This window comes from Sideroxyarcus emersonii, assembly GCF_021654335.1.
Classification (GTDB): domain Bacteria; phylum Pseudomonadota; class Gammaproteobacteria; order Burkholderiales; family Gallionellaceae; genus Sideroxyarcus; species Sideroxyarcus emersonii.
Window position 1 is genome coordinate 1,044,085 of record NZ_AP023423.1, and the last position, 18,059, is coordinate 1,062,143.

18 protein-coding genes are annotated in these 18,059 nt (G+C 62.2%); 11 read left to right on the forward strand and 7 right to left on the reverse strand.

Annotated features, from left to right (window positions below):
• Positions 1-804 carry an outer membrane protein assembly factor BamD gene (locus L6418_RS05095; protein ID WP_237248395.1) on the reverse strand — a complete coding sequence of 268 codons (804 nt, stop codon included), beginning with the start codon at positions 802-804 and terminating at the stop codon, positions 1-3.
• Between L6418_RS05095 and rluD the strand changes: the two genes are divergently transcribed.
• The 9 genes from rluD (at position 803) to L6418_RS05140 (ending at position 9,118) form a co-directional block, all read left to right on the forward strand.
• Positions 803-1,798 carry a 23S rRNA pseudouridine(1911/1915/1917) synthase RluD gene (rluD, locus tag L6418_RS05100; RefSeq protein ID WP_237248396.1) on the forward strand — a complete coding sequence of 332 codons (996 nt, stop codon included), beginning with the start codon at positions 803-805 and terminating at the stop codon, positions 1,796-1,798. The genes L6418_RS05095 and rluD overlap by 2 nt on opposite strands.
• A complete protein-coding gene (gene pgeF, locus L6418_RS05105) occupies positions 1,785-2,522 on the forward strand; it encodes a peptidoglycan editing factor PgeF (protein WP_237248397.1) in 738 nt (245 codons plus the stop codon). The genes rluD and pgeF overlap by 14 nt, the downstream gene beginning before the upstream one ends.
• A gap of 18 nt (positions 2,523-2,540) precedes the next feature.
• Entirely contained in the window at positions 2,541-4,106 is a 1,566-nt protein-coding gene (locus L6418_RS05110) for an MFS transporter (protein WP_237248398.1), read from the forward strand.
• A gap of 137 nt (positions 4,107-4,243) precedes the next feature.
• Positions 4,244-5,887, forward strand: a complete 1,644-nt coding sequence (locus tag L6418_RS05115) for a methyl-accepting chemotaxis protein (RefSeq protein ID WP_237248399.1) — start codon at positions 4,244-4,246, stop codon at positions 5,885-5,887.
• A gap of 44 nt (positions 5,888-5,931) precedes the next feature.
• Positions 5,932-6,705, forward strand: a complete 774-nt coding sequence (locus L6418_RS05120; RefSeq protein ID WP_237248400.1) for a ZIP family metal transporter — start codon at positions 5,932-5,934, stop codon at positions 6,703-6,705.
• Positions 6,706-6,709: 4 nt separating this feature from the next.
• Positions 6,710-8,032 carry a 30S ribosomal protein S12 methylthiotransferase RimO gene (rimO, locus tag L6418_RS05125; protein WP_237248401.1) on the forward strand — a complete coding sequence of 441 codons (1,323 nt, stop codon included), beginning with the start codon at positions 6,710-6,712 and terminating at the stop codon, positions 8,030-8,032.
• A 28-nt stretch (positions 8,033-8,060) separates the two neighbouring features.
• A complete protein-coding gene (locus tag L6418_RS05130; protein WP_237248402.1) occupies positions 8,061-8,393 on the forward strand; it encodes a YkgJ family cysteine cluster protein in 333 nt (110 codons plus the stop codon).
• 3 nt (positions 8,394-8,396) lie between these two features.
• Complete coding sequence (crcB, locus tag L6418_RS05135; protein ID WP_237248403.1) at positions 8,397-8,780, forward strand: fluoride efflux transporter CrcB; 384 nt, start codon at positions 8,397-8,399, stop codon at positions 8,778-8,780.
• A gap of 17 nt (positions 8,781-8,797) precedes the next feature.
• A complete protein-coding gene (locus L6418_RS05140; protein ID WP_237248404.1) occupies positions 8,798-9,118 on the forward strand; it encodes a DUF190 domain-containing protein in 321 nt (106 codons plus the stop codon).
• Here L6418_RS05140 and L6418_RS05145 read toward each other — a convergent pair whose 3' ends face one another.
• From L6418_RS05145 to L6418_RS05160, 4 genes are all read right to left on the reverse strand, one after another.
• The gene (locus tag L6418_RS05145; RefSeq protein ID WP_237248405.1) at positions 9,119-9,499 is read right to left on the reverse strand and encodes a DUF2934 domain-containing protein; all 381 of its coding nucleotides are present in this window, start codon (positions 9,497-9,499) and stop codon (positions 9,119-9,121) included.
• Between the two features lie 107 nt (positions 9,500-9,606).
• Positions 9,607-10,362 carry a fused MFS/spermidine synthase gene (locus tag L6418_RS05150; protein ID WP_237248406.1) on the reverse strand — a complete coding sequence of 252 codons (756 nt, stop codon included), beginning with the start codon at positions 10,360-10,362 and terminating at the stop codon, positions 9,607-9,609.
• A gap of 5 nt (positions 10,363-10,367) precedes the next feature.
• The gene (locus L6418_RS05155) at positions 10,368-10,898 is read right to left on the reverse strand and encodes a DUF2937 family protein (RefSeq protein WP_237248407.1); all 531 of its coding nucleotides are present in this window, start codon (positions 10,896-10,898) and stop codon (positions 10,368-10,370) included.
• 3 nt (positions 10,899-10,901) lie between these two features.
• Entirely contained in the window at positions 10,902-11,756 is an 855-nt protein-coding gene (locus L6418_RS05160; protein WP_237248408.1) for an NAD(P)H-hydrate dehydratase, read from the reverse strand.
• A 107-nt stretch (positions 11,757-11,863) separates the two neighbouring features.
• On the opposite strand from L6418_RS05160, the gene purL reads away from it, so the two are divergent.
• Positions 11,864-15,805 carry a phosphoribosylformylglycinamidine synthase gene (purL, locus tag L6418_RS05165; RefSeq protein WP_237248409.1) on the forward strand — a complete coding sequence of 1,314 codons (3,942 nt, stop codon included), beginning with the start codon at positions 11,864-11,866 and terminating at the stop codon, positions 15,803-15,805.
• 159 nt (positions 15,806-15,964) lie between these two features.
• On the opposite strand, the gene L6418_RS05170 is transcribed toward purL, so the two are convergent.
• Together L6418_RS05170 and L6418_RS05175 are read right to left on the reverse strand one after the other, a co-directional pair.
• Positions 15,965-16,540 carry a rhodanese-like domain-containing protein gene (locus tag L6418_RS05170; RefSeq protein ID WP_237248410.1) on the reverse strand — a complete coding sequence of 192 codons (576 nt, stop codon included), beginning with the start codon at positions 16,538-16,540 and terminating at the stop codon, positions 15,965-15,967.
• Between the two features lie 14 nt (positions 16,541-16,554).
• Positions 16,555-16,806, reverse strand: a complete 252-nt coding sequence (locus tag L6418_RS05175; protein ID WP_237248411.1) for a KTSC domain-containing protein — start codon at positions 16,804-16,806, stop codon at positions 16,555-16,557.
• A 559-nt stretch (positions 16,807-17,365) separates the two neighbouring features.
• Between L6418_RS05175 and L6418_RS05180 the strand changes: the two genes are divergently transcribed.
• Positions 17,366-18,007 (forward strand): OmpA family protein, encoded by a 642-nt coding sequence (locus L6418_RS05180; protein ID WP_237248412.1) that lies wholly within the window; start codon positions 17,366-17,368, stop codon positions 18,005-18,007.
• The last annotated feature ends 52 nt before the right edge of the window (positions 18,008-18,059 follow it).

Consider the following 18,059-nt stretch of genomic DNA (forward strand, 5'->3'; position numbering starts at 1 on the left):
TCATTCCCAGAACTTCCACCACGGTGAGGTGTTCAGCGGCGTTTCCTTGATCGCAGGATGCTGGGCCCCGTCTTTCGCGATATTGAGCGCGAGCACACGCTGTGCATCGTCGCGCAAGTCTTGCATTCCCATAGCGTCGTAGGCTTGCACCAGGATCTGCAATGCATCGCGCGTCTGCGGTGTTTGCGGGAAGTCGGTCAATACGCCCTTGGCACGGTTTGCCGCGGCAACATAGGCGCCGCGACGCAGATAATAATCGGCGATATGGATCTCCGAGTTGGCAAGCGTGATCAGCAGGTATTGCATGCGGATCCGGGCATCCGGCGTGTATTTGCTGTCCGGGAAGCGCGTCACCAGTTCCTTGAAGGAATTGAAGGAATCGCGCAGGGCGGCCGGATCGCGTTCCGACGGATCCTGCTTGAACAAGGTGCCGAAGAGGCTGTTGATGTTCTCGTTGAAGTTGATCAGGCCCTTGAGGTACAGCACATAATCCATGTGCGGGCTCATCGGGTAGAGTTTCGCGAATTGATCCAGGGCGGCGAGTGCCGGCGCCGGTTCGCTATGCTTGTAATAGGCATAGGCGATTTCCATCTGCGCCTGTTGCGCATAACGGCCATACGGGTAGCGCGATTGCAGCGTTTCGAACTGCTTGACCGCTTTTTCGTAGTTGTTGTCCTGCATCGACTCTTGCGCCTTGGCGTAGATCTCGTCGGCGGTGAAGTTCTTCATCTCGTCGGTTTTGGGCGCATCGGAACTGCAAGCAGCTAACGTGAGCAGGAAGAAAACAGCTAAACTATGTCGCATGATAGAACCCGAAGAAGATTTCCCCGATTATAGCAAAGACGACGACTCTGCCGGCCTGCTTGAGATGTGTGTCCCGATGGAACATGGCGGTTTGCGCCTCGATCAGGCGCTGGTCAAGCTGCTGCCGGAGTACTCGCGCAGTCGCCTGCAGGATTGGATAGAACAGGGCCTGGTCACGGTCAACGGCAAGGCGGGCAGCATCAAGCAGAAAGTGTGGGGCGGCGAAAACATCTGCGTGACACCGCAGATACATCCCTCCGAGCAGCCCTATCGGGCTGAAGATATCCCGCTGGAAATCGTCTATGAGGACGATGCCATCCTGGTCATCAACAAGCCGGTCGGCCTCGTGGTGCATCCGGGCAGCGGCAACTGGGAAGGGACGCTGCTCAACGCCTTGCTGCATCATGCACCCGAGCTGGCCAATGTGCCGCGCGCAGGTATCGTGCACCGCCTGGACAAGGATACCAGCGGTTTGATGGTGGTCGCCAAGACCCTCGTTGCGCAGACCGCACTGGTGCGGCAGATGCAGGCGCGCAGCGTGAAGCGCGAATACCTGGCGCTGGTGTGGGGCGAGCTGGATTACGATAACACCATCAACATCCCGATCGGCCGGCATCCCTCGCAGCGCACCAGGATGGCCGCCATCGAAAACGGCAAGGAAGCCATCACCCACTACAGCGTGGAAGCCAATTTCCCCAGCTGCACCCTGGTGCGCTGCCGCCTCGAAACCGGCCGCACCCACCAGATCCGCGTGCACATGACCTATATCGGGCATCCGCTGGTCGGCGATGCGGTCTACCAGAAAGGCGGACAGAAATGCATACCGGCACTGCGCGAATTGCTGAACGGTTTTCCGCGCCAGGCGCTGCATGCCACCAGGCTGGCACTGGAACATCCGGTGACGGGTGAGCGCATGGAGTGGGAGGTGCCGCTGCCGGAAGACATGGAACAGTTGCTGGATCAGATCGACGAGGCCAGCCATGGGATTGCTTGATCATTGCATCACGCCGAACTGGCCTGCACCGGCGAACGTCAAGGCCTTGCAGACCACCCGCTTGGGCGGTGTCAGTGCCACCCCCTACGACACGCTCAATCTGGGCCTGCATGTCGGCGATGATTCCGTGCGCGTGAACCGCAACCGCCAGTCGCTGGCGCCGTTCATGCCGAGCGAGCCGGTGTGGCTGGAACAGGTGCACGGCACCGTCGTGGCGAATGCCGATGCGGCTGCCTGTCGCGTACAGGCCGATGCCTGCATCGCCAGGCAACGCGGCTCGGTGTGCGTGGTGATGACGGCGGATTGTCTGCCGGTGTTGATGTGCGATGAAGCGGGTACCGTGGTCGGTGCGGTGCATGCAGGCTGGAAGGGCCTGGCAGCCGGCGTCATCGAAGCCACGGTCAGGGCGATGGAGGTTGCGCCGCAGAAACTGCTGGCCTGGTTCGGGCCGGCCATCGGGCAGGAAGCCTTCGAGGTGGGGGCCGAGGTACGCGCCGCTTTTGTCGGCCACCAGGCGCAAGCAGCCGAGGCCTTCATCGCGCACGGGAATGATGGAAAATACCATGCCGACATCTATCTGCTGGCACGCCAGCGCCTGCATATGCTCGGCATCGAACGCATCCATGGCGGCAATTACTGCACCTTCCACCAGCGGGACAAGTTCTTCTCCTATCGACGCGACGGCGTGACCGGGCGCATGGGCACGTTCATCTGGCTTGCCTGACTGCCCACTTCCGCCCTCATGGATATTTCCGCCGTCCAACGCAAAGTCGTCATCGCTGCCTGCTTCGGCACCTTTCTCGAGTGGTACGACTTCCTGACCTTCGCTTCGCTGGCGACGTATTTCAGCGTGCTGTTTTTCCCACCGGAGAACCCGACCGCAGCGCTGCTGATGAGCCTGGCGACTTTCGGCGTCGGCATGGTGGTACGACCGCTGGGCTCGGCGCTGTTTGGCTCGCTGGCCGACAAATACGGCCGCCGTCCCGTTTTCATCGCCACCATTGCGCTGATGGGGGTGACGACCTTCCTGGTCGGACTGCTGCCGACCTATGCGTCAATCGGCCTGCTGGCACCCCTGCTGTTGCTGTTGTTGCGCCTGTTGCAGGGCTTGGCGGTCGGGGGTGAGATCGGCGGCGTCGCGGTGTACCTGACCGAACATGCGCCGCACGGCAAGCGCGGCATGTACACCAGCGTGCTGCAACTGATGGGGCCGCTGGGCATCCTGGTCTCCACCCTGCAGATCGTGCTGCTGCACCAGTTTCTCGACGACGCGGCATTCAATGCCTGGGGCTGGCGCATCCCGTTCCTGTTCTCCGCCGTGCTGCTGTTCATTTCCATCAGGAGCCGCATGAGCCTGGAAGAGTCGCCGGTATTTCGCGAGCTGCAGGCGGCCGGGGCGGTGTCCAAGGCGCCGCTGCGCGAATGCCTGAGCGACCGCCGCACCCTGGGGCGCATGGCGCTGCTGTTTTTCTGCATCTCCGCAGGCGGTTCGCTGCTGTTCTTTTCCTCGCAGGTATATGCCAACGTGTTCCTGAAGAGCGTGGTGCGGCTGGATGCGCAACTCGCCAGCACGCTGGTGATGAGCAGCACGCTGCTGCTGTTTCCGTTCACCATCCTGGCCGGCTGGCTGTCGGACAGGATGGGGCGCAGGCCGATCCTGCTGGCCGGGCTGATCCTGGGGGCCACCACCATCATGCCGGTGTTCAAGGCCCTGCAGCACTACGGCAATCCGGCACAGGAGCGCTTCAGGCAGGAGATCGTCGTGTCGCTGTACGGGGCGGATTGCGGCTACAGTCCATTCCGCCGGGCGGCCAACGATTGCGAACGTGACCAGGAGTTCCTCACCAAGAACGGCGTCTCCTACGACCTGCGCGGGCCGCGTGCGGGGCAGGGCGTCGTCGCCAGTATCGGCGGCAGCGAAGTCGCCGGTTTCCAGCCGGTCGAACTGATCGCCGCCTTGAAGGCCAAGGGCTGGGTGGAGCAGGCCGACAGCGCGCAGGCGAACCGGTTCATGCTGTTCCTGCTGCTCATCGTTCCGGTCATTGCCGTTGCCCTGATCACCGGTCCGCAGACGGCGGTGCTGGCGGAACTGTTCACGGCACGGACTCGCTATACCGCCGCCGCCTTGCCGCATAACCTCAGCGCGGGCTGGATCGGCGGGCTGTCGCCGTTCATGGTGACGCTGATCTCGGTGCAGGCCGGCGATGCGCTGGCGGGCTTGTGGTACCCGGTCGGCTTGCTGTTCGTGGCCGCCGTCATCGGCATGCTGTTCCTGCCGGAGACGCGCGACGTTCCGCTGGGGCATTGAGCCCTTCCGGGGCGCTCGTTAAGTCCTTATTTTTGCCGGATATATCGATCAGGTCTAAAGTTCTTCGCGCAGATGTCGTCATAGACGTGCCGACTGCGTATTTATATTGATGTGCGCAGTCTCCCCGGAGGAATGGAATGAGAAATTGGTACAACTCGCTCAGCATACGCTGGAAGCTGCAGATCGGCTTCTTCATGGTGACGATGATCACCACCGTATATAACCGTCTGCTTGCCACGCACGAGCTGGGAAAAATGGTCGACATCGCTCGCGCAGGCAACGTCAACCAGGAGGTCATCCAGCAGCTCGAAGCCAATCATGCCTCCTACATCTTCAATTCGTTCTGGGAATCCGGCTTGGAATTCCTGCTGCAGTTCTTCATCATTGCCTTCGTCGCCAACCTGTTCGTCAAGCCTATCCAGGCCCTGTGCCATGCGTTGAAGGCGGTTGAAGCGGGCGATCTGACCAAGGGCGTGGAGAACCGTTCGCGCGACGAGATCGGCACGTTGGAAAAGAGCTTCAACGACGTCCTGTCCAAGCTGAACCACATCATGCGCGAAGTGGACGAGAGCGGGAAGGAAATGGAACAGTCCGCCTTCCAGATCGCCAAGATTTCGCATGAGATCGCCGAGGTCGGGCGCAAGGAACAGAGCCGTTCGGCAGAAGTGAACGATGCCACCCGGCAACTGCACCAGATTTCGGAAAGCGTGCAGGCGCAGACTATGAAAGCGACCGTCAGGGCCCAGGAAACGGAAGCCGAGGCGCGCGAGGGCATCAATACCGTGCAGAAGAACATCTCCGAGATGGAGAACACGGTGCAGGAAGTGAACCAGGCGGCCACCAAGATCGCCGAACTGGAGAGATCCGCCACCCTGATCCATGACATCATCACCACGATCCAGGACATCGCCGGGCAGACCAATCTGCTGGCCTTGAACGCAGCGATCGAGGCGGCGCGCGCTGGTGAGCAGGGACGCGGCTTTGCCGTGGTGGCGGACGAGGTGCGCAAGCTGGCGGAGCGCACCACGCAATCGGCGGACGAGATATCGAACATCATCGCTCAGCTGTCGGGCAAGGTGCAAGAAGTGACCACCTCGATGAGCGTGGTGGTGGGCAAGGTGCATGAGAACCAGAAGCTGGCCGGCGAGACGGCGGCGGTGATCGAGCATATTTCTGCGGAGATCGCGGAAACGGCCAGCGCGAACAGCAGCATTTCGGAAGAGAGCGGGGCGCAGATACGCAATGTGGATGTGCTGCGCAAGACGCTGGAAGAGCTGTTCTCCACCCTGCACGAAAGCTCGGACAAGGTGGAGACGACGGCCATCATCGGCGACGGCCTGCACAAGGTCACCGGCAAGCTCAACCAGCTGATGGCCGAATTCAATTTCGATCACGTACAGGTCATCCCGCCCTCCCAGCACGAAAAGCGCACTTTCCCGCGGGCGGCGAACCGCCTGCTGGTGCAGGTGCGGCAGGGAGAGCAGTCGGAGGAATGCTGCAGCCTGGATTTCAGCATGACCGGTATCCGCCTGCAGATGAACAAGGAGCTGCAGAAGAACAAGCCGGTCGAGATGCAGCTGTACCTGCCGCAAGAGAACCTCAGGGAATACGAGAGCCAGCAACCGGTCAACCTGCGGGGCAAGATCAGCTGGCAACGCAAAGAAGGCGACAAATACGTCTGCGGTGTCGCCTTCGAACAGGTATCGACCGAGATATCCAGGCGTATGCGCGAAAGCTTCCAGTACTACAACAAGGAGCCGGAATTCAGCGCCAGGCATTGATACTGGGTATAATCCGCGCCCTGTCTTAATTCCGGTTTTCAAGCATGAGTATCTTGGCGTGGATCATCGTCACCAGCCTGCTGGGCGGCCTGTTGAGCGTGCTGGCCGCTGCGCTGTTCGTACTCAATGCACGTGCGCAATATCTGGGCGCCCTGGTGAGTTACGCCATCGGCGCCCTGCTGGGAGCGGTGTTCCTGGATATCCTGCCCGAGGCGCTGCATCTCACGACCAATATCACCGCGGTCAGCGCCACCGTGCTGCTGGGCATCCTGCTGTTCTTCACGCTGGAGAAGGTGCTGATCTGGCGTCATTGCCACCATGAGCATTGCGAGGCGCACGAGCCGCACGAACACAGCGAGAACGACCATGGCCGCAGTGGCGCCATGATCATCGTCGGCGACACCTTCCACAACTTCATCGACGGCATCATCATCGCGGCCGCCTTCATGGTCGACGTGCAGCTCGGCATCGTTACCGCGCTGGCCATCATCGCGCACGAGATCCCGCAGGAAGTGGGCGACTTCGCTGTGCTGCTCAATTCCGGCTATTCCAGGCGGCGCGCCTTCCAGCTCAACCTCATTTCCAGTTTCGCCACCCTGGTCGGCGGGGTGCTGGCCTATGTCACCCTGCAGGGCATGCAGTCCGTCGTGCCGACGCTGCTGGCATTGGCGGCGGCCAGCCTGATCTACATCGCGGTGGCCGACCTGATTCCCGGCCTGCACAAGCGCACGCGCATGCGCGATACCGTACAGCAGGTGGTGCTCATCGCGGCGGGTATCACCACGGTGGCCACGGCCAATTTTCTGATTGCAGGTTGATTCGATGACTTCCAAAAAAACAGCACCCCAGATCGGTTTTGTCTCGCTCGGTTGCCCCAAGGCGACGGTCGATTCCGAGCACATCCTCACGCGCATGCGGGCGGAGGGCTACATCATCACGCCGAGCTACCAGGAGGCCGATCTGGTGGTGGTCAACACCTGCGGCTTCATCGACAGCGCGGTGGCGGAATCGCTGGATGCCATCGGCGAAGCGCTGCAGGAGAACGGAAAGGTCATCGTCACCGGCTGCCTCGGCGCCAAGGGCGACATCGTGCAGCAGACGCACCCCAAGGTACTCGCCGTCACCGGGCCGCACGAGACCGATGCGGTGATGAACGCCGTACACCAGCACCTGCCCAGATTGCACGATCCCTACGTCGACCTGGTGCCGCCGCAAGGGGTGCGCCTCACCCCGCAGCACTTCGCCTACCTGAAGATTTCCGAAGGCTGCAACCATCGCTGCACCTTCTGCATCATTCCCAGCCTGCGTGGCGACCTGGTGAGCCGACCGATTCATGAAGTCATGGCCGAGGCGGAGAAACTGGTCGAGTCCGGCGTGAAGGAGCTGCTGGTCATCTCGCAGGACACCTCGGCCTACGGCGTGGACGTGAAATACCGTACCGGTTTCTGGAACGGCAAGCCGCTGAAGACGCGCATGACCGAACTGGCGGGTGCGCTCGGCAGCCTAGGCGTATGGACCCGCCTGCATTACGTCTATCCCTATCCCAGTGTGGACGAGGTCATCCCGCTGATGGCCGAAGGCAAGATACTGCCGTACCTCGACATCCCGTTCCAGCATGCCAACGAACGCATCCTCAAACTGATGAAGCGCCCGGCCAGCAGCGAGAACGTGCTCAAGCGCATCAAGCAATGGCGCGAGACCTGCCCCGACATCGTGTTGCGCAGCACCTTCATCGTCGGCTTCCCCGGCGAGACGGAAGAGGAGTTCGAAGAGCTGCTCGATTTCATCGAGGAAGCGCAGCTCGACCGCGTCGGCGCGTTCAAGTATTCGCCAGTGGAAGGTGCCGCAGCGAACGCGCTGGCCGAGCACGTCGACCCGGATGTGCAGGAAGACCGCCTGGCGCGCCTGATGTACCTGCAGGAAGAGATCAGTGCCGAGAAGCTGGCAAGGAAGGTCGGCCAGACCATGACCGTGCTGGTGGACGATGTGGATGAAGAGGGCTCGGTGGCGCGCAGCGCCGCCGATGCGCCGGAGATCGACGGGCTGGTGTACATCAACGGCGCAGAGCTGGAAGTCGGCGAGTTCGTCACCGTGAGGATCACCGATTCGGATGAGCATGATCTGTGGGGCGAAATTGTAAGCTGATGGCTGTCATCGCTTGTAAAAGCAGATCATGAGTGAAGCGAATCCTTGTTTAAGCTGCGGCGCCTGCTGCGCCCATTACCGCATTTCGTTCTACTGGGGCGAATCCAGCGAGGCGCCGGGCGGTTACGTCCCGCTCGAATACACCGAGAAGGTGCACCAGCACATGGTATGCATGAAGGGCACCAACAGCTATCCGCCCCGCTGCGTGGCGTTGCGCGGCGAGGTGGGCAAACAGGTCTCCTGTGCCATCTACGAGAACCGTCCCACCCCCTGTCGCGAGTTCAACGAGTATGAACTGGACGGTACGCCGAACATGCGCTGTTTCAAACTGCGCGGCATCGTTCCCCCTGCTACAATCTGAGCCATGACACTTTACGCCTTCTTCGCCATCGGACTGGGAGCTGCCATTGGTGCCTGGCTGCGCTGGGGCCTGGGGTTGTTGCTCAACCCGCTGCTGCCGGAATTGCCGCTGGGGACACTGGCAGCCAACCTCATCGGCGGCTACCTGGTTGGCCTGGCAGTCGCCTTCTTCATGCACTACCCGAATCTGTCGCCGGAATGGCGGCTGTTCGCCATCACCGGCTTTCTCGGCGGACTGACCACCTTTTCCACCTTCTCGGCCGAGACCGTCACGTTGCTGATGCGCGGGCAATATGCCTGGGGTACGACGATCATTGCGGCGCACCTGGGCGGCTCGCTGCTGATGACGATACTGGGGATGCATACGTTCAAATGGGTACAGCAATAGGACAAGGGGAGGGCAACATGCAGACCGTCGTGATCAGGTTCTATGTCAGCGAAAGACAGCATCACCACAGCGAATTGATGCATGAATGGCTGCTGCGCCTGGCGCAACAGCTGGAATTGCCCGGTGGTTCGGCTTTCCGCGCCATCGCGGGATACGGGCGGCACCGCCACATGCACGACGAGACCTTCTTCGAGCTGGCGGGCGAACTGGCGGTTGCGGTCGAGTTCATCCTTGAAGCGGAACAGGCGGATCGGCTGATCGCCGCCATCGACGCGGAACAGCTGCAACTGCACTATGTGCGTTATGCGGTCGAGTTCAAGGCCACCGCAGGCAAATAACTACTTGCCCTTGCCCGACAACTGGGCATCGATCTGGGCTTCCGCCGCGATCCAGTAATCCATCGCACCGCTGGCGAAACCGTTCTTCTCGGCGATGAAATACGCCGCATCCTGGATCATCCGGTAACGCTGTTCCGGCGTCGGTGCCGCACCCCTGGCCGGGGCGGCCTTGGCGCGCGGTGCGGCTTTCTTCACTGCGGCCGAGGGTTTGCTGGTGCCGGCGGCGGATTTCTTGACGGTCGTTGCGGGCTTCTTCGTGGTCGCGGTTCTGGCGGTCGCTGTTTTTGCGCTGCCCTTGCCGGTGCCTGCCACAGTCGTCTTCCCGGTTGCGGGTTTGGTGGCGACAGGCTTCTTTGCGGTGGTGGATCTGGATGTGGCCATGATGCATACCTTTCACAAAATGAACCTCACAGGGCGAGGCATCCCGTTCTCCTGCGCCGGATTCTAAACCTAAACGCCGGCGAAGCGCAGTATCCGCCCCGATTGTTTCAAAGACAGAACACGCCGCCCGGACAGCTCTGCGACTGTTCGATGCGCGCCAGGGTCGGCAGCAGGTTGAGGCCGGTGTTGTCCTTCAGGGCATGGGCCTGTTCCTTGAGGTCGTCCAGCCCGATGCGGATGGGGGCGCCCGTCGCCGCCAGTGCGATCACGTTGCCGCTCTCGCAGGAAGGGAAGGCCAGTGCACGCGTGTCGAAGGCGTCGCGCAGGCGTTCCAGGCTGGTGGCGTAGCCGCGGCTGCGACCCAGCAGGTTCACCGCCATCACGCCATCGTCGTTCAGCCGCGCGCGGCACAGCTGGTAGAACGGCAGCGTATCCAGCTCGCCGGGGCGCGCATTCTCGTCGAAGCCGTCTACCAGGATCAGGTCATAAGTCTTGTCGTTCTCGGCGACGAAGCGGGCACCGTCGCCGATCACGATGTTGAGCCGCTTCGGGTCTTCCGGCAACTTGAAGAACTGCCGCGCCGCTGCCACCACGCGCGGCTCGATCTCCACCACGGTCAGCTTGGCCAGCGGATAGTTGCGGTACAGGAACTTGGTGAGCGAGGCCGCGCCGAGGCCGATCAGCAGCACCTTGCGCGGGAAGCGCGAATCGTCGCGCAGCAGCAGGCTGGCCATCATTTCCCTGGTGTAGTCCAGCTCCAGGTGCCAGGGCCGCGCGATGCGCATCGCGCCCTGTATCCAGAGCGAGCCGAAATGCAGGAAGCGGACACCGCCTTCCTCACTGATGTCGATGGGGTAAGTCATGGTGTTCAGGTCGATGAAAGTGGATGTGAGGGACGGAACAGTTTCCTGACCGTGTAGCGTGCCAGCGCCAGCAGCATCTCCACCAGCAGCAGGATGGCGATGGCGGCGCCGGCACCGAATGCCAGCGCATCCTGGTTCAGCGGCACGGCATAGCTGTATTGCCCCAGCGCCTCGTCGATCATTTCGCGGTCGCCGTGCAGCAGCACGTTCAACGCCTTCTGCGGCAGGCTGGCGTTCAGTGCCGCCAGGTCGGTCTCGAAACGCTGTTTGCGCTGCACCATCTTGGCTATCGCCATGCCTTCTTCCTGGAACGGCTTTTCGCCGCTGTTGCGATGCAGCTCGATCAGCTTGTCGAGGTCGCCGCCGAAATACTTGTTGGCGATCTCCTGGTATGGCTGCAAATTGATGTTTACCTCGCGCAGGTGCGCATCGACGCGTTTCTGGTACTGGTCGATGAAGTTGGGCACCTGCAGCCCGGCCAGCAGCGAGATGCAGGCCACGACGACGATCAGATAGCGGTAGAGGAGGCTACCCATGTATCAGCGCGGTGCCATGCGGTTCAACAGCCAGCGCGCCCATTCGGTGACTTCGGTGGCGCTCATGCCGAGCATGGCCTGCTGCTGGTCCAGCTCGTCGCCTGCCGCGCCGTGCAGATGCACGCCGAGCAGCAGCGCCTGGTCCGTCTCCAGCCCCTGTGCGATGAACGCCGCGATCATGCCGGCCAGCACATCGCCCATGCCCGCGCTGCTCATGCCGGGGTTGCCGGTCCGGTTGATATGCAGCTTGCCGTCGCGCGTGGCGCACAGGCTGCCTGCGCCTTTCAGCACCACGCTGCCGCCCAGCCGCTGCGCCAGGCTTAGCGCCGCACGCGGGCGGTCGCCCTGGATGTCTTCTATGCCGCAGCCCAGCAGGCGCGCGGCCTCACCCGGGTGCGGGGTGAACACGGCGGGGGCCTTGCGGCCGTGCAGCATGCCGCGCAGGTCGGGGCGCTGGGCGATGATATTGAGCGCGTCGGCGTCCAGCACCAGCGCCACGTCCAGCAACAGCGCGTCGTACAGCAGTTTCTGCGCGGGCAGGCTCTGGCCGAGGCCGCAGCCGATGAGCAAGACGTCCGGTTTGGCCGTCCTCAGCGCCTCGGCGGCCGGGTGCAGCATCAGTTCCGGCATCCGCATGTCCACCAGCGGCATCTTGTCCGCCAGCAGGCCGATGTGTACGCATCCGGCGCCCATCTTGAATGCCGCTCGTCCGGCCAGGATCGCGGCCCCCACCATGCCATTGGCTCCGCCGATCACCGTGACGGTGCCGAACTGGCCCTTGTGGCTGTCCTTGGGGCGGGGCTTGAGGAAGGCGGCGACCTGTTTCCGGGTGATTGTGGCGGGGCGGGCTGTGGGCATAAGGGGGCTCTCGGGTTTCGTCAGGCATGTTTCAGGTGCCGACTGCTTAGGTTAAATGGGTGCGCATAGTATAATCCGGCCTCGTTATTTCATCGCGCTATCTCGCCATGTTCCGCACCTCGATAGGTAAAGCTGCCCTCTCTTCCTTCCGTCTCGACAAGCTGCGCGCCGCGCTGGATGCCACGAAATCCGGCATCGCCCTCGAAGACACCCGCCACTGCTATTTCACCGAACTGTCCGCCGAGCTGACGTCCGCCGAAGCCGGCCTGCTGGACCGCCTGCTCGGGCTGGACAAGGGCGCAGGCGCGCCGCAGGGCGATGGCAAGGTGCAGACGCTGCTGGTCATCCCGCGCCTCGGCACCATCTCGCCCTGGTCGTCCAAGGCCACCGATATCGCCCGCCACTGCAGCCTGTCGCAAGTGAAACGCATCGAGCGCGGTGTGGTGTATTACCTGAAGAACAAGAGCGGCAAGCCGCTGAGCGAGGCGGAGCAGAAGGCCGTGCTGCCGCTGCTGCACGACCGCATGACCGAATCCGTCATCGCCGACGCAACCGGCATCGAAGAGCGCATCTTCAAGCATGGCACGCCGCAGCCGCTCACCAGCGTGGACATCCTGCGCGCCGGCCGCGCTGCGCTGGAAGCCGCCAACCGCGAACTGGGCCTGGCGCTTTCCGCCGACGAGATCGACTACCTGGTGGAGAACTTCGGCAAGCTCGGGCGCAATCCCACCGACGTCGAACTGATGATGTTCGCGCAGGCCAATTCCGAGCACTGCCGCCACAAGATATTCAACGCCGACTGGATCATCGACGACGAGCAGCAGGGCATCTCGCTGTTCGGCATGATCCGCAACACGCACAAGCTGCACCCCGAAGGCACCGTGGTCGCCTATTCCGACAATTCCTCGGTCATCGAGGGCGCCGAGATCGAGCGCTTCTACCCGCGCCGGGACGGCAGCTACGCCTTCAGCCGCGAACTCACCCACACCCTGATGAAGGTGGAGACGCATAACCACCCGACTGCCATTGCGCCGTTCGCCGGCGCGGCCACCGGCTCCGGCGGCGAGATCCGCGACGAAGGCGCCACCGGCACCGGCTCCAAGCCCAAGGCCGGATTGACCGGGTTCTCGGTGTCCAACCTCAACATCCCCGGTTTCGAGCAGCCCTGGGAAGCCAACCCCTGCGGCAAGCCCGGGCGCATCGCCTCGCCGCTGCAGATCATGATCGACGGCCCGCTCGGCGGCGCCGCCTTCAACAACGAATTCGGCCGCCCCAACCTGGCGGGGTACTTCCGCACCTTCGAAGAGCAGGTGAACGGCGAAGTGCGCGGCTACCACAAGCCCATCATGCTCGCCGGCGGCGTCGGCAACATCAAGGCCGAGCACACCCACAAGCACGACCTGCCGGAAGGCGCCGTGCTGATCCAGCTGGGCGGCCCCGGCATGCTGATCGGCCTGGGCGGCGGTGCGGCATCCAGCATGGATACCGGCGCCAATGCCGAAAACCTCGATTTCGATTCGGTGCAGCGCGGCAATCCCGAGATGCAGCGCCGCGCGCAGGAAGTCATCGACCGCTGCTGGCAGATGGGCGACAACAACCCCATCCTCTCCATCCATGACGTCGGCGCGGGCGGCATCTCCAATGCGCTGCCGGAACTGGTGCATGGCGGCGGCAAGGGCGCGCACTTCGAGCTGCGTTCGGTGCCGAACGAAGAGCGCGGCATGTCGCCGATGCAGATCTGGAGCAACGAAGCGCAGGAGCGCTACGTGCTGGCCATCCCGGTGGAGCGCGTGCTGGAATTCAAGGAGCTGTGCGAACGCGAGCGCTGCCCCTTCGCCGTGCTGGGCCACGCCATCCGCGAAGACCGCCTCGAAGTGCATGACGAAGAGTTCGGCAACAACGCGGTGGACATGCCGCTCTCCGTGCTGCTGGGCAAGCCGCCCAAGATGACGCGCAAGGTGCAGCGCGAGCAGGTGAAGCTGCCGAAGTTCGACACCGGCAACATCGTGCTGAAGGATGCTATCGCCCGCGTGCTGCGCCTGCCCAGCGTGGCCGACAAGACCTTCCTCATCAGCATCGGCGACCGCACCGTGGGCGGCATGACCGCGCGCGACCAGATGGTCGGCCCGTGGCAAGTGCCGGTGGCCGATGTGGCCGTCACGCTGATGGGCTACAACACCCATCTGGCCGAAGCCTTCGCGCTCGGCGAGCGTACTCCCATCGCCGTGCTCAATGGGCCGGCCTCCGGGCGCATGGCCATCGGCGAGGCGATCACCAACATCGCCGCCGCGCAGATCGACAAGATCGGCGACATCAAGCTCTCCGCCAACTGGATGGCTGCCGCCGGCCACCACGGCGAAGACGCGATTCTGTTCGACACCGTCAAGGCGGTGGGCATGGAACTGTGCCCGCAACTGGGCATCAGCATCCCGGTGGGCAAGGATTCCATGTCGATGAAAACCACTTGGTTCGACGAACCAAGTGGTTTCGGTGGAGACTCACCTGCGCAGCAGGTTAGTCGAAACCAAAACGACCTGAGCATGAAGAAAGAAGTGATCGCCCCCCTGTCGCTCATCATCTCCGCCTTCGCCCCGTGCAGCGATGCGCGCAAGACGCTTACCCCGCAACTGATGGCCGATACCGATACCGTGGTGCTGCTGTTCGACTTGGGTAACGGCAAAAACCGTCTCGGCGGCTCGGCGCTGGCTCAGGTGTACAAGCAGGTGGGCGATGTGGCGCCGGACGTGGATAGCGCAGAGCAGCTCAAGGCCTTCTTCAACCTGATCCAGCATCTCAACCGCGAAGGCAAGCTGCTGGCTTACCACGACCGTTCCGACGGCGGCATGCTGGCGGCGCTGTGCGAGATGAGCTTCGCCTCGCATATCGGCCTGGATATCCGCCTGGACGAATGCAAGGGCGACGACCTCGGCATCCTGTTCAACGAAGAACTCGGCGCGCTGGTGCAGGTGCGCCGTGCCGACCTGGCCGACATCTTCGTGCAGTGCGACGATGCAGGCTTGGGCAATGTGCACGAAGTGGCGCGCCTCAACACCACGGGGATGATCAATATCACCCGCGGCAAGAACACGCTCTACAGCGAGAACGCCATCGCGCTGCGCCGCATCTGGAGCGAGACCACTTACCAGATGCAGAAGCTGCGCGACAACCCGGCCTGCGCACAACAGGAATTCGACCGCACGCTGGATGCCAAAGACCCCGGCCTGCATGTGAAGCTGACCTACGACCTCAACGAGAGCGTCGCGCCCGCCTTGCTGAAGACCCGCCCCAGGATGGCCATCCTGCGCGAGCAGGGCGTCAACGGCCACGTCGAGATGGCCGCCGCATTCGTCCGCGCCGGCTTCCATGCCGTGGACGTGCACATGAGCGACATCATCAGCGGCCGCGTGCAGTTGGCCGACTTCAAGGGCGTGGTCGCCTGCGGCGGCTTCTCCTACGGCGACGTGCTGGGCGCGGGCGAGGGCTGGGCGAAATCCATCCTGTTCAACCCGCGTGCGCGCGACGAGTTCGAAGCTTTCTTCAAGCGCAACGACACCTTCGCGCTCGGCGTGTGCAACGGCTGCCAGATGATGAGCAACCTGCACGAGATCATCCCCGGCGCGGAAAACTGGGCGCACTTCGCGCGCAACCAGTCCGAGCAGTTCGAAGCGCGCTTTGTGATGGTGGAAGTGCAGCAATCGCCTTCCATCCTGTTCGACGGCATGGCCGGCAGCCGCATGCCCATCGTCGTCGCGCACGGCGAAGGCTATGCCGACTTCGGCAACACCAAGCGGCTGCATGCTGCGCAACCCTTGGTCTCGCTGCGCTATGTCGACCACTACGGCAAGGCGACCACCACCTATCCGCTCAACCCCAACGGCTCGCCGCAGGGCATCACCGGCCTCACCACGCCGGACGGCCGCTTCAGCATCATGATGCCGCATCCGGAGCGCGTGTTCCGCGCTGTGCAGAATTCTTGGTATCCGAAGGAATGGCAGGAGAACGGCGCATGGCTGCGCATGTTCCAGAATGCGCGGAAGTGGGTGGGGTAATCGCGCCATTCCGGTGCTGCGTGTGTTGTTGGGGCTTTAGTCTCTTACAACCACGACGTACCCATTGCGGGTGCAGGCCGGAATCCAGTGGTTGGGGTAGTAAAAAAGCGGCTTGATGGTCGCTTTTTTATTGTCTTGTCGGTGAGCGGAGGCGAATGATCAGACGACGGTCAGGCCCAGCGAGCACCAGTCCTGCATGCCGCCGCGGTACCACTTCAGCTTGTTGGCCGGGTAGCGGAGCGAGAGCAGGGTGCGGATGTAGTTCGGCGTCTGGCCGCACCACGGGCCATTGCAAAAGATCGCCAAGGTGCGGGCGGTGCTGAAATCGCCAGCGCCGCCTGCTTCCTTGGCGCCGAACAATTCGGTCAGTGTCTGCTTCACGCCGGGCAGGTCGGTGGCCTGGCCCGCCATATTCTGCGCATAAGGCACATTCACCGCACCGGGGATGGTGCCCTTGGCATACCAGTCCGGCGTGCGTGAATCGACGACGATCAGGCTGCTGTCGCCTTTGCGTATGCGCTTCAGGCAGTCCAGCACTTCCAGTTCGCCCAGCGTTTCCACGCCCGGTGCCAGTTGCATCGGCTGGATGCAGTAGGGCGGGCATTTGCGCGCGGTGATTGCGTATTCGGGGCGGATCGTGGCGGACGGATTTTCTTCGCGCCGAATGATGACGGGATTGCCATGGTGCAGCACTTCGACGACGGGCTGGTCTGCGCTGATGTTGTATTCAGTCATGGTCATCGCCCGGCTTATTTGAACAGTTCGTCGAGCGGATTCTTGCCCGTGGGGTTGGCTGCGCCGACCCGCTTCACTGTGTATTGTTCTTCGATATTGTCGCGGTAGATGCTCCAGGCCGAGGCAGAACCGGCGAGCCTGCGCCATAGGTCTTCTGCGACGTTGCTATATTGCAGCGTTTCGCCGTTATCGAGCTGTACCTGCAGCATGCGTGAGCGCGCGTCGTAGCCGATGGCGCGCAGTTTGCCGGAGTTGATCTTCTTCATTTCCATGGTTCTGGTGCGCAGTCGGCAGGTAATGACATCGGGTTTTTCCTGAAGCGCGAAAAGGATATCTGTTTCATTGCTTCCCCTTTGGGATAAGTGGTGTTTTTGGCGAGGCAGCTTGTTGCACGGGCATCTTTGATTGCTCCAGCTTGCTGTTCCGGGGATTCCGCTGCGGGCCGCGCATCATGCATGCAGTGCGATGCGCGTGTGGCGGATCTGCAGTGCGACGAACTTTATGTGAGTCGCGCGGGTGGTGTCAATGAAGTTGCCGCTGTCGAGTTGGTGAGCCGCATCTGAGTTGTGTTTGCTGCGGCAATGATTCATTCATGGCTGAACTGCCTTGTCCCGCCAAACCAGCTATCTTGTTGCGCTTGTATCTTGCTTGCCATGTGGGTATCGTTGCATTCAGGTGATGTTCGATAGTTCCTGTCCGCGATGTCGACTGGCAACTCAGAAGTTCTGGATGCTGCCGCTTCTTGCCCGCCTGGCCTTCGTTGCATGAAGTTGCAGCCTTGTGTTCGTCAACTTTTGAAAGGAAATAATAATGAAGACAATCTCAGTGGCGCTCTATTCGTGCATTGCCTTATCCGCAATGTTCAGTACGCAGGCAATTTCCGCAACATCAGCCCCTGATGGATATGTGGTGAATTCATCCGGAGTGATCGTCAGGGATAATTATGGCGACTGCTGGCATACGGGCTCCTGGACACCTGCCATGGCGGTGCCGGGATGCGATGGCGTTACGGCAAGCGAGCGCGTGGCAGCGCCTCCCAAGGCAGTTGCACCAGCGCCTGCGCCGGTCGTTGCCGAAGCCGCCCCGGCACCAGGGCCGAAGACCATCTTCACCGATAAGCCCATTACGATTGAGGGTGCCAACTTTGCTTCGGGTTCTGCGATCCTGAAACCGGCTGCGTTCAGGCAGCTGGATACGGTTGTCGAATTCGCAGCGAAATACAAGGAGGCCAATCTGGCGATCGTGGGATATACCGATAACCGGGGAAGCGAAGCAGCCAATCAGACGCTTTCCGCGCAGCGTGCGGAAGCCGTTAAAGCATACCTGGTCAACAAAGGCGTCGATGCCGGACGTATTTCAACTTCGGGCAAGGGGTCGGCAAACCCGGTTGGCGACAACAATACGGCAGCCGGTCGGGCGCAGAACCGCCGTGTGGAAATCAACTCGGTAGAGCGGGTAGCGCAGTAATTTTGGTTTTTGTTCGATAAAGAGTGGGTCGTCTGGGCCCACTCTTTTTTAT

Bases quoted from the DNA above. Each gene is read 5' to 3' on its own strand.
- rluD (WP_237248396.1), top strand. From the start codon at position 803: ATGATAGAACCCGAAGAAGATTTCCCCGATTATAGCAAAGACGACGAC.
- L6418_RS05095 (WP_237248395.1), bottom strand. From the start codon at position 804: ATGCGACATAGTTTAGCTGTTTTCTTCCTGCTCACGTTAGCTGCTTGC.
- pgeF (WP_237248397.1), top strand. From the start codon at position 1,785: ATGGGATTGCTTGATCATTGCATCACGCCGAACTGGCCTGCACCGGCG.
- L6418_RS05110 (WP_237248398.1), top strand. From the start codon at position 2,541: ATGGATATTTCCGCCGTCCAACGCAAAGTCGTCATCGCTGCCTGCTTC.
- L6418_RS05115 (WP_237248399.1), top strand. From the start codon at position 4,244: ATGAGAAATTGGTACAACTCGCTCAGCATACGCTGGAAGCTGCAGATC.
- L6418_RS05120 (WP_237248400.1), top strand. From the start codon at position 5,932: ATGAGTATCTTGGCGTGGATCATCGTCACCAGCCTGCTGGGCGGCCTG.
- rimO (WP_237248401.1), top strand. From the start codon at position 6,710: ATGACTTCCAAAAAAACAGCACCCCAGATCGGTTTTGTCTCGCTCGGT.
- L6418_RS05130 (WP_237248402.1), top strand. From the start codon at position 8,061: ATGAGTGAAGCGAATCCTTGTTTAAGCTGCGGCGCCTGCTGCGCCCAT.
- crcB (WP_237248403.1), top strand. From the start codon at position 8,397: ATGACACTTTACGCCTTCTTCGCCATCGGACTGGGAGCTGCCATTGGT.
- L6418_RS05140 (WP_237248404.1), top strand. From the start codon at position 8,798: ATGCAGACCGTCGTGATCAGGTTCTATGTCAGCGAAAGACAGCATCAC.
- L6418_RS05145 (WP_237248405.1), bottom strand. From the start codon at position 9,499: ATGGCCACATCCAGATCCACCACCGCAAAGAAGCCTGTCGCCACCAAA.
- L6418_RS05150 (WP_237248406.1), bottom strand. From the start codon at position 10,362: ATGACTTACCCCATCGACATCAGTGAGGAAGGCGGTGTCCGCTTCCTG.
- L6418_RS05155 (WP_237248407.1), bottom strand. From the start codon at position 10,898: ATGGGTAGCCTCCTCTACCGCTATCTGATCGTCGTCGTGGCCTGCATC.
- L6418_RS05160 (WP_237248408.1), bottom strand. From the start codon at position 11,756: ATGCCCACAGCCCGCCCCGCCACAATCACCCGGAAACAGGTCGCCGCC.
- purL (WP_237248409.1), top strand. From the start codon at position 11,864: ATGTTCCGCACCTCGATAGGTAAAGCTGCCCTCTCTTCCTTCCGTCTC.
- L6418_RS05170 (WP_237248410.1), bottom strand. From the start codon at position 16,540: ATGACTGAATACAACATCAGCGCAGACCAGCCCGTCGTCGAAGTGCTG.
- L6418_RS05175 (WP_237248411.1), bottom strand. From the start codon at position 16,806: ATGAAGAAGATCAACTCCGGCAAACTGCGCGCCATCGGCTACGACGCG.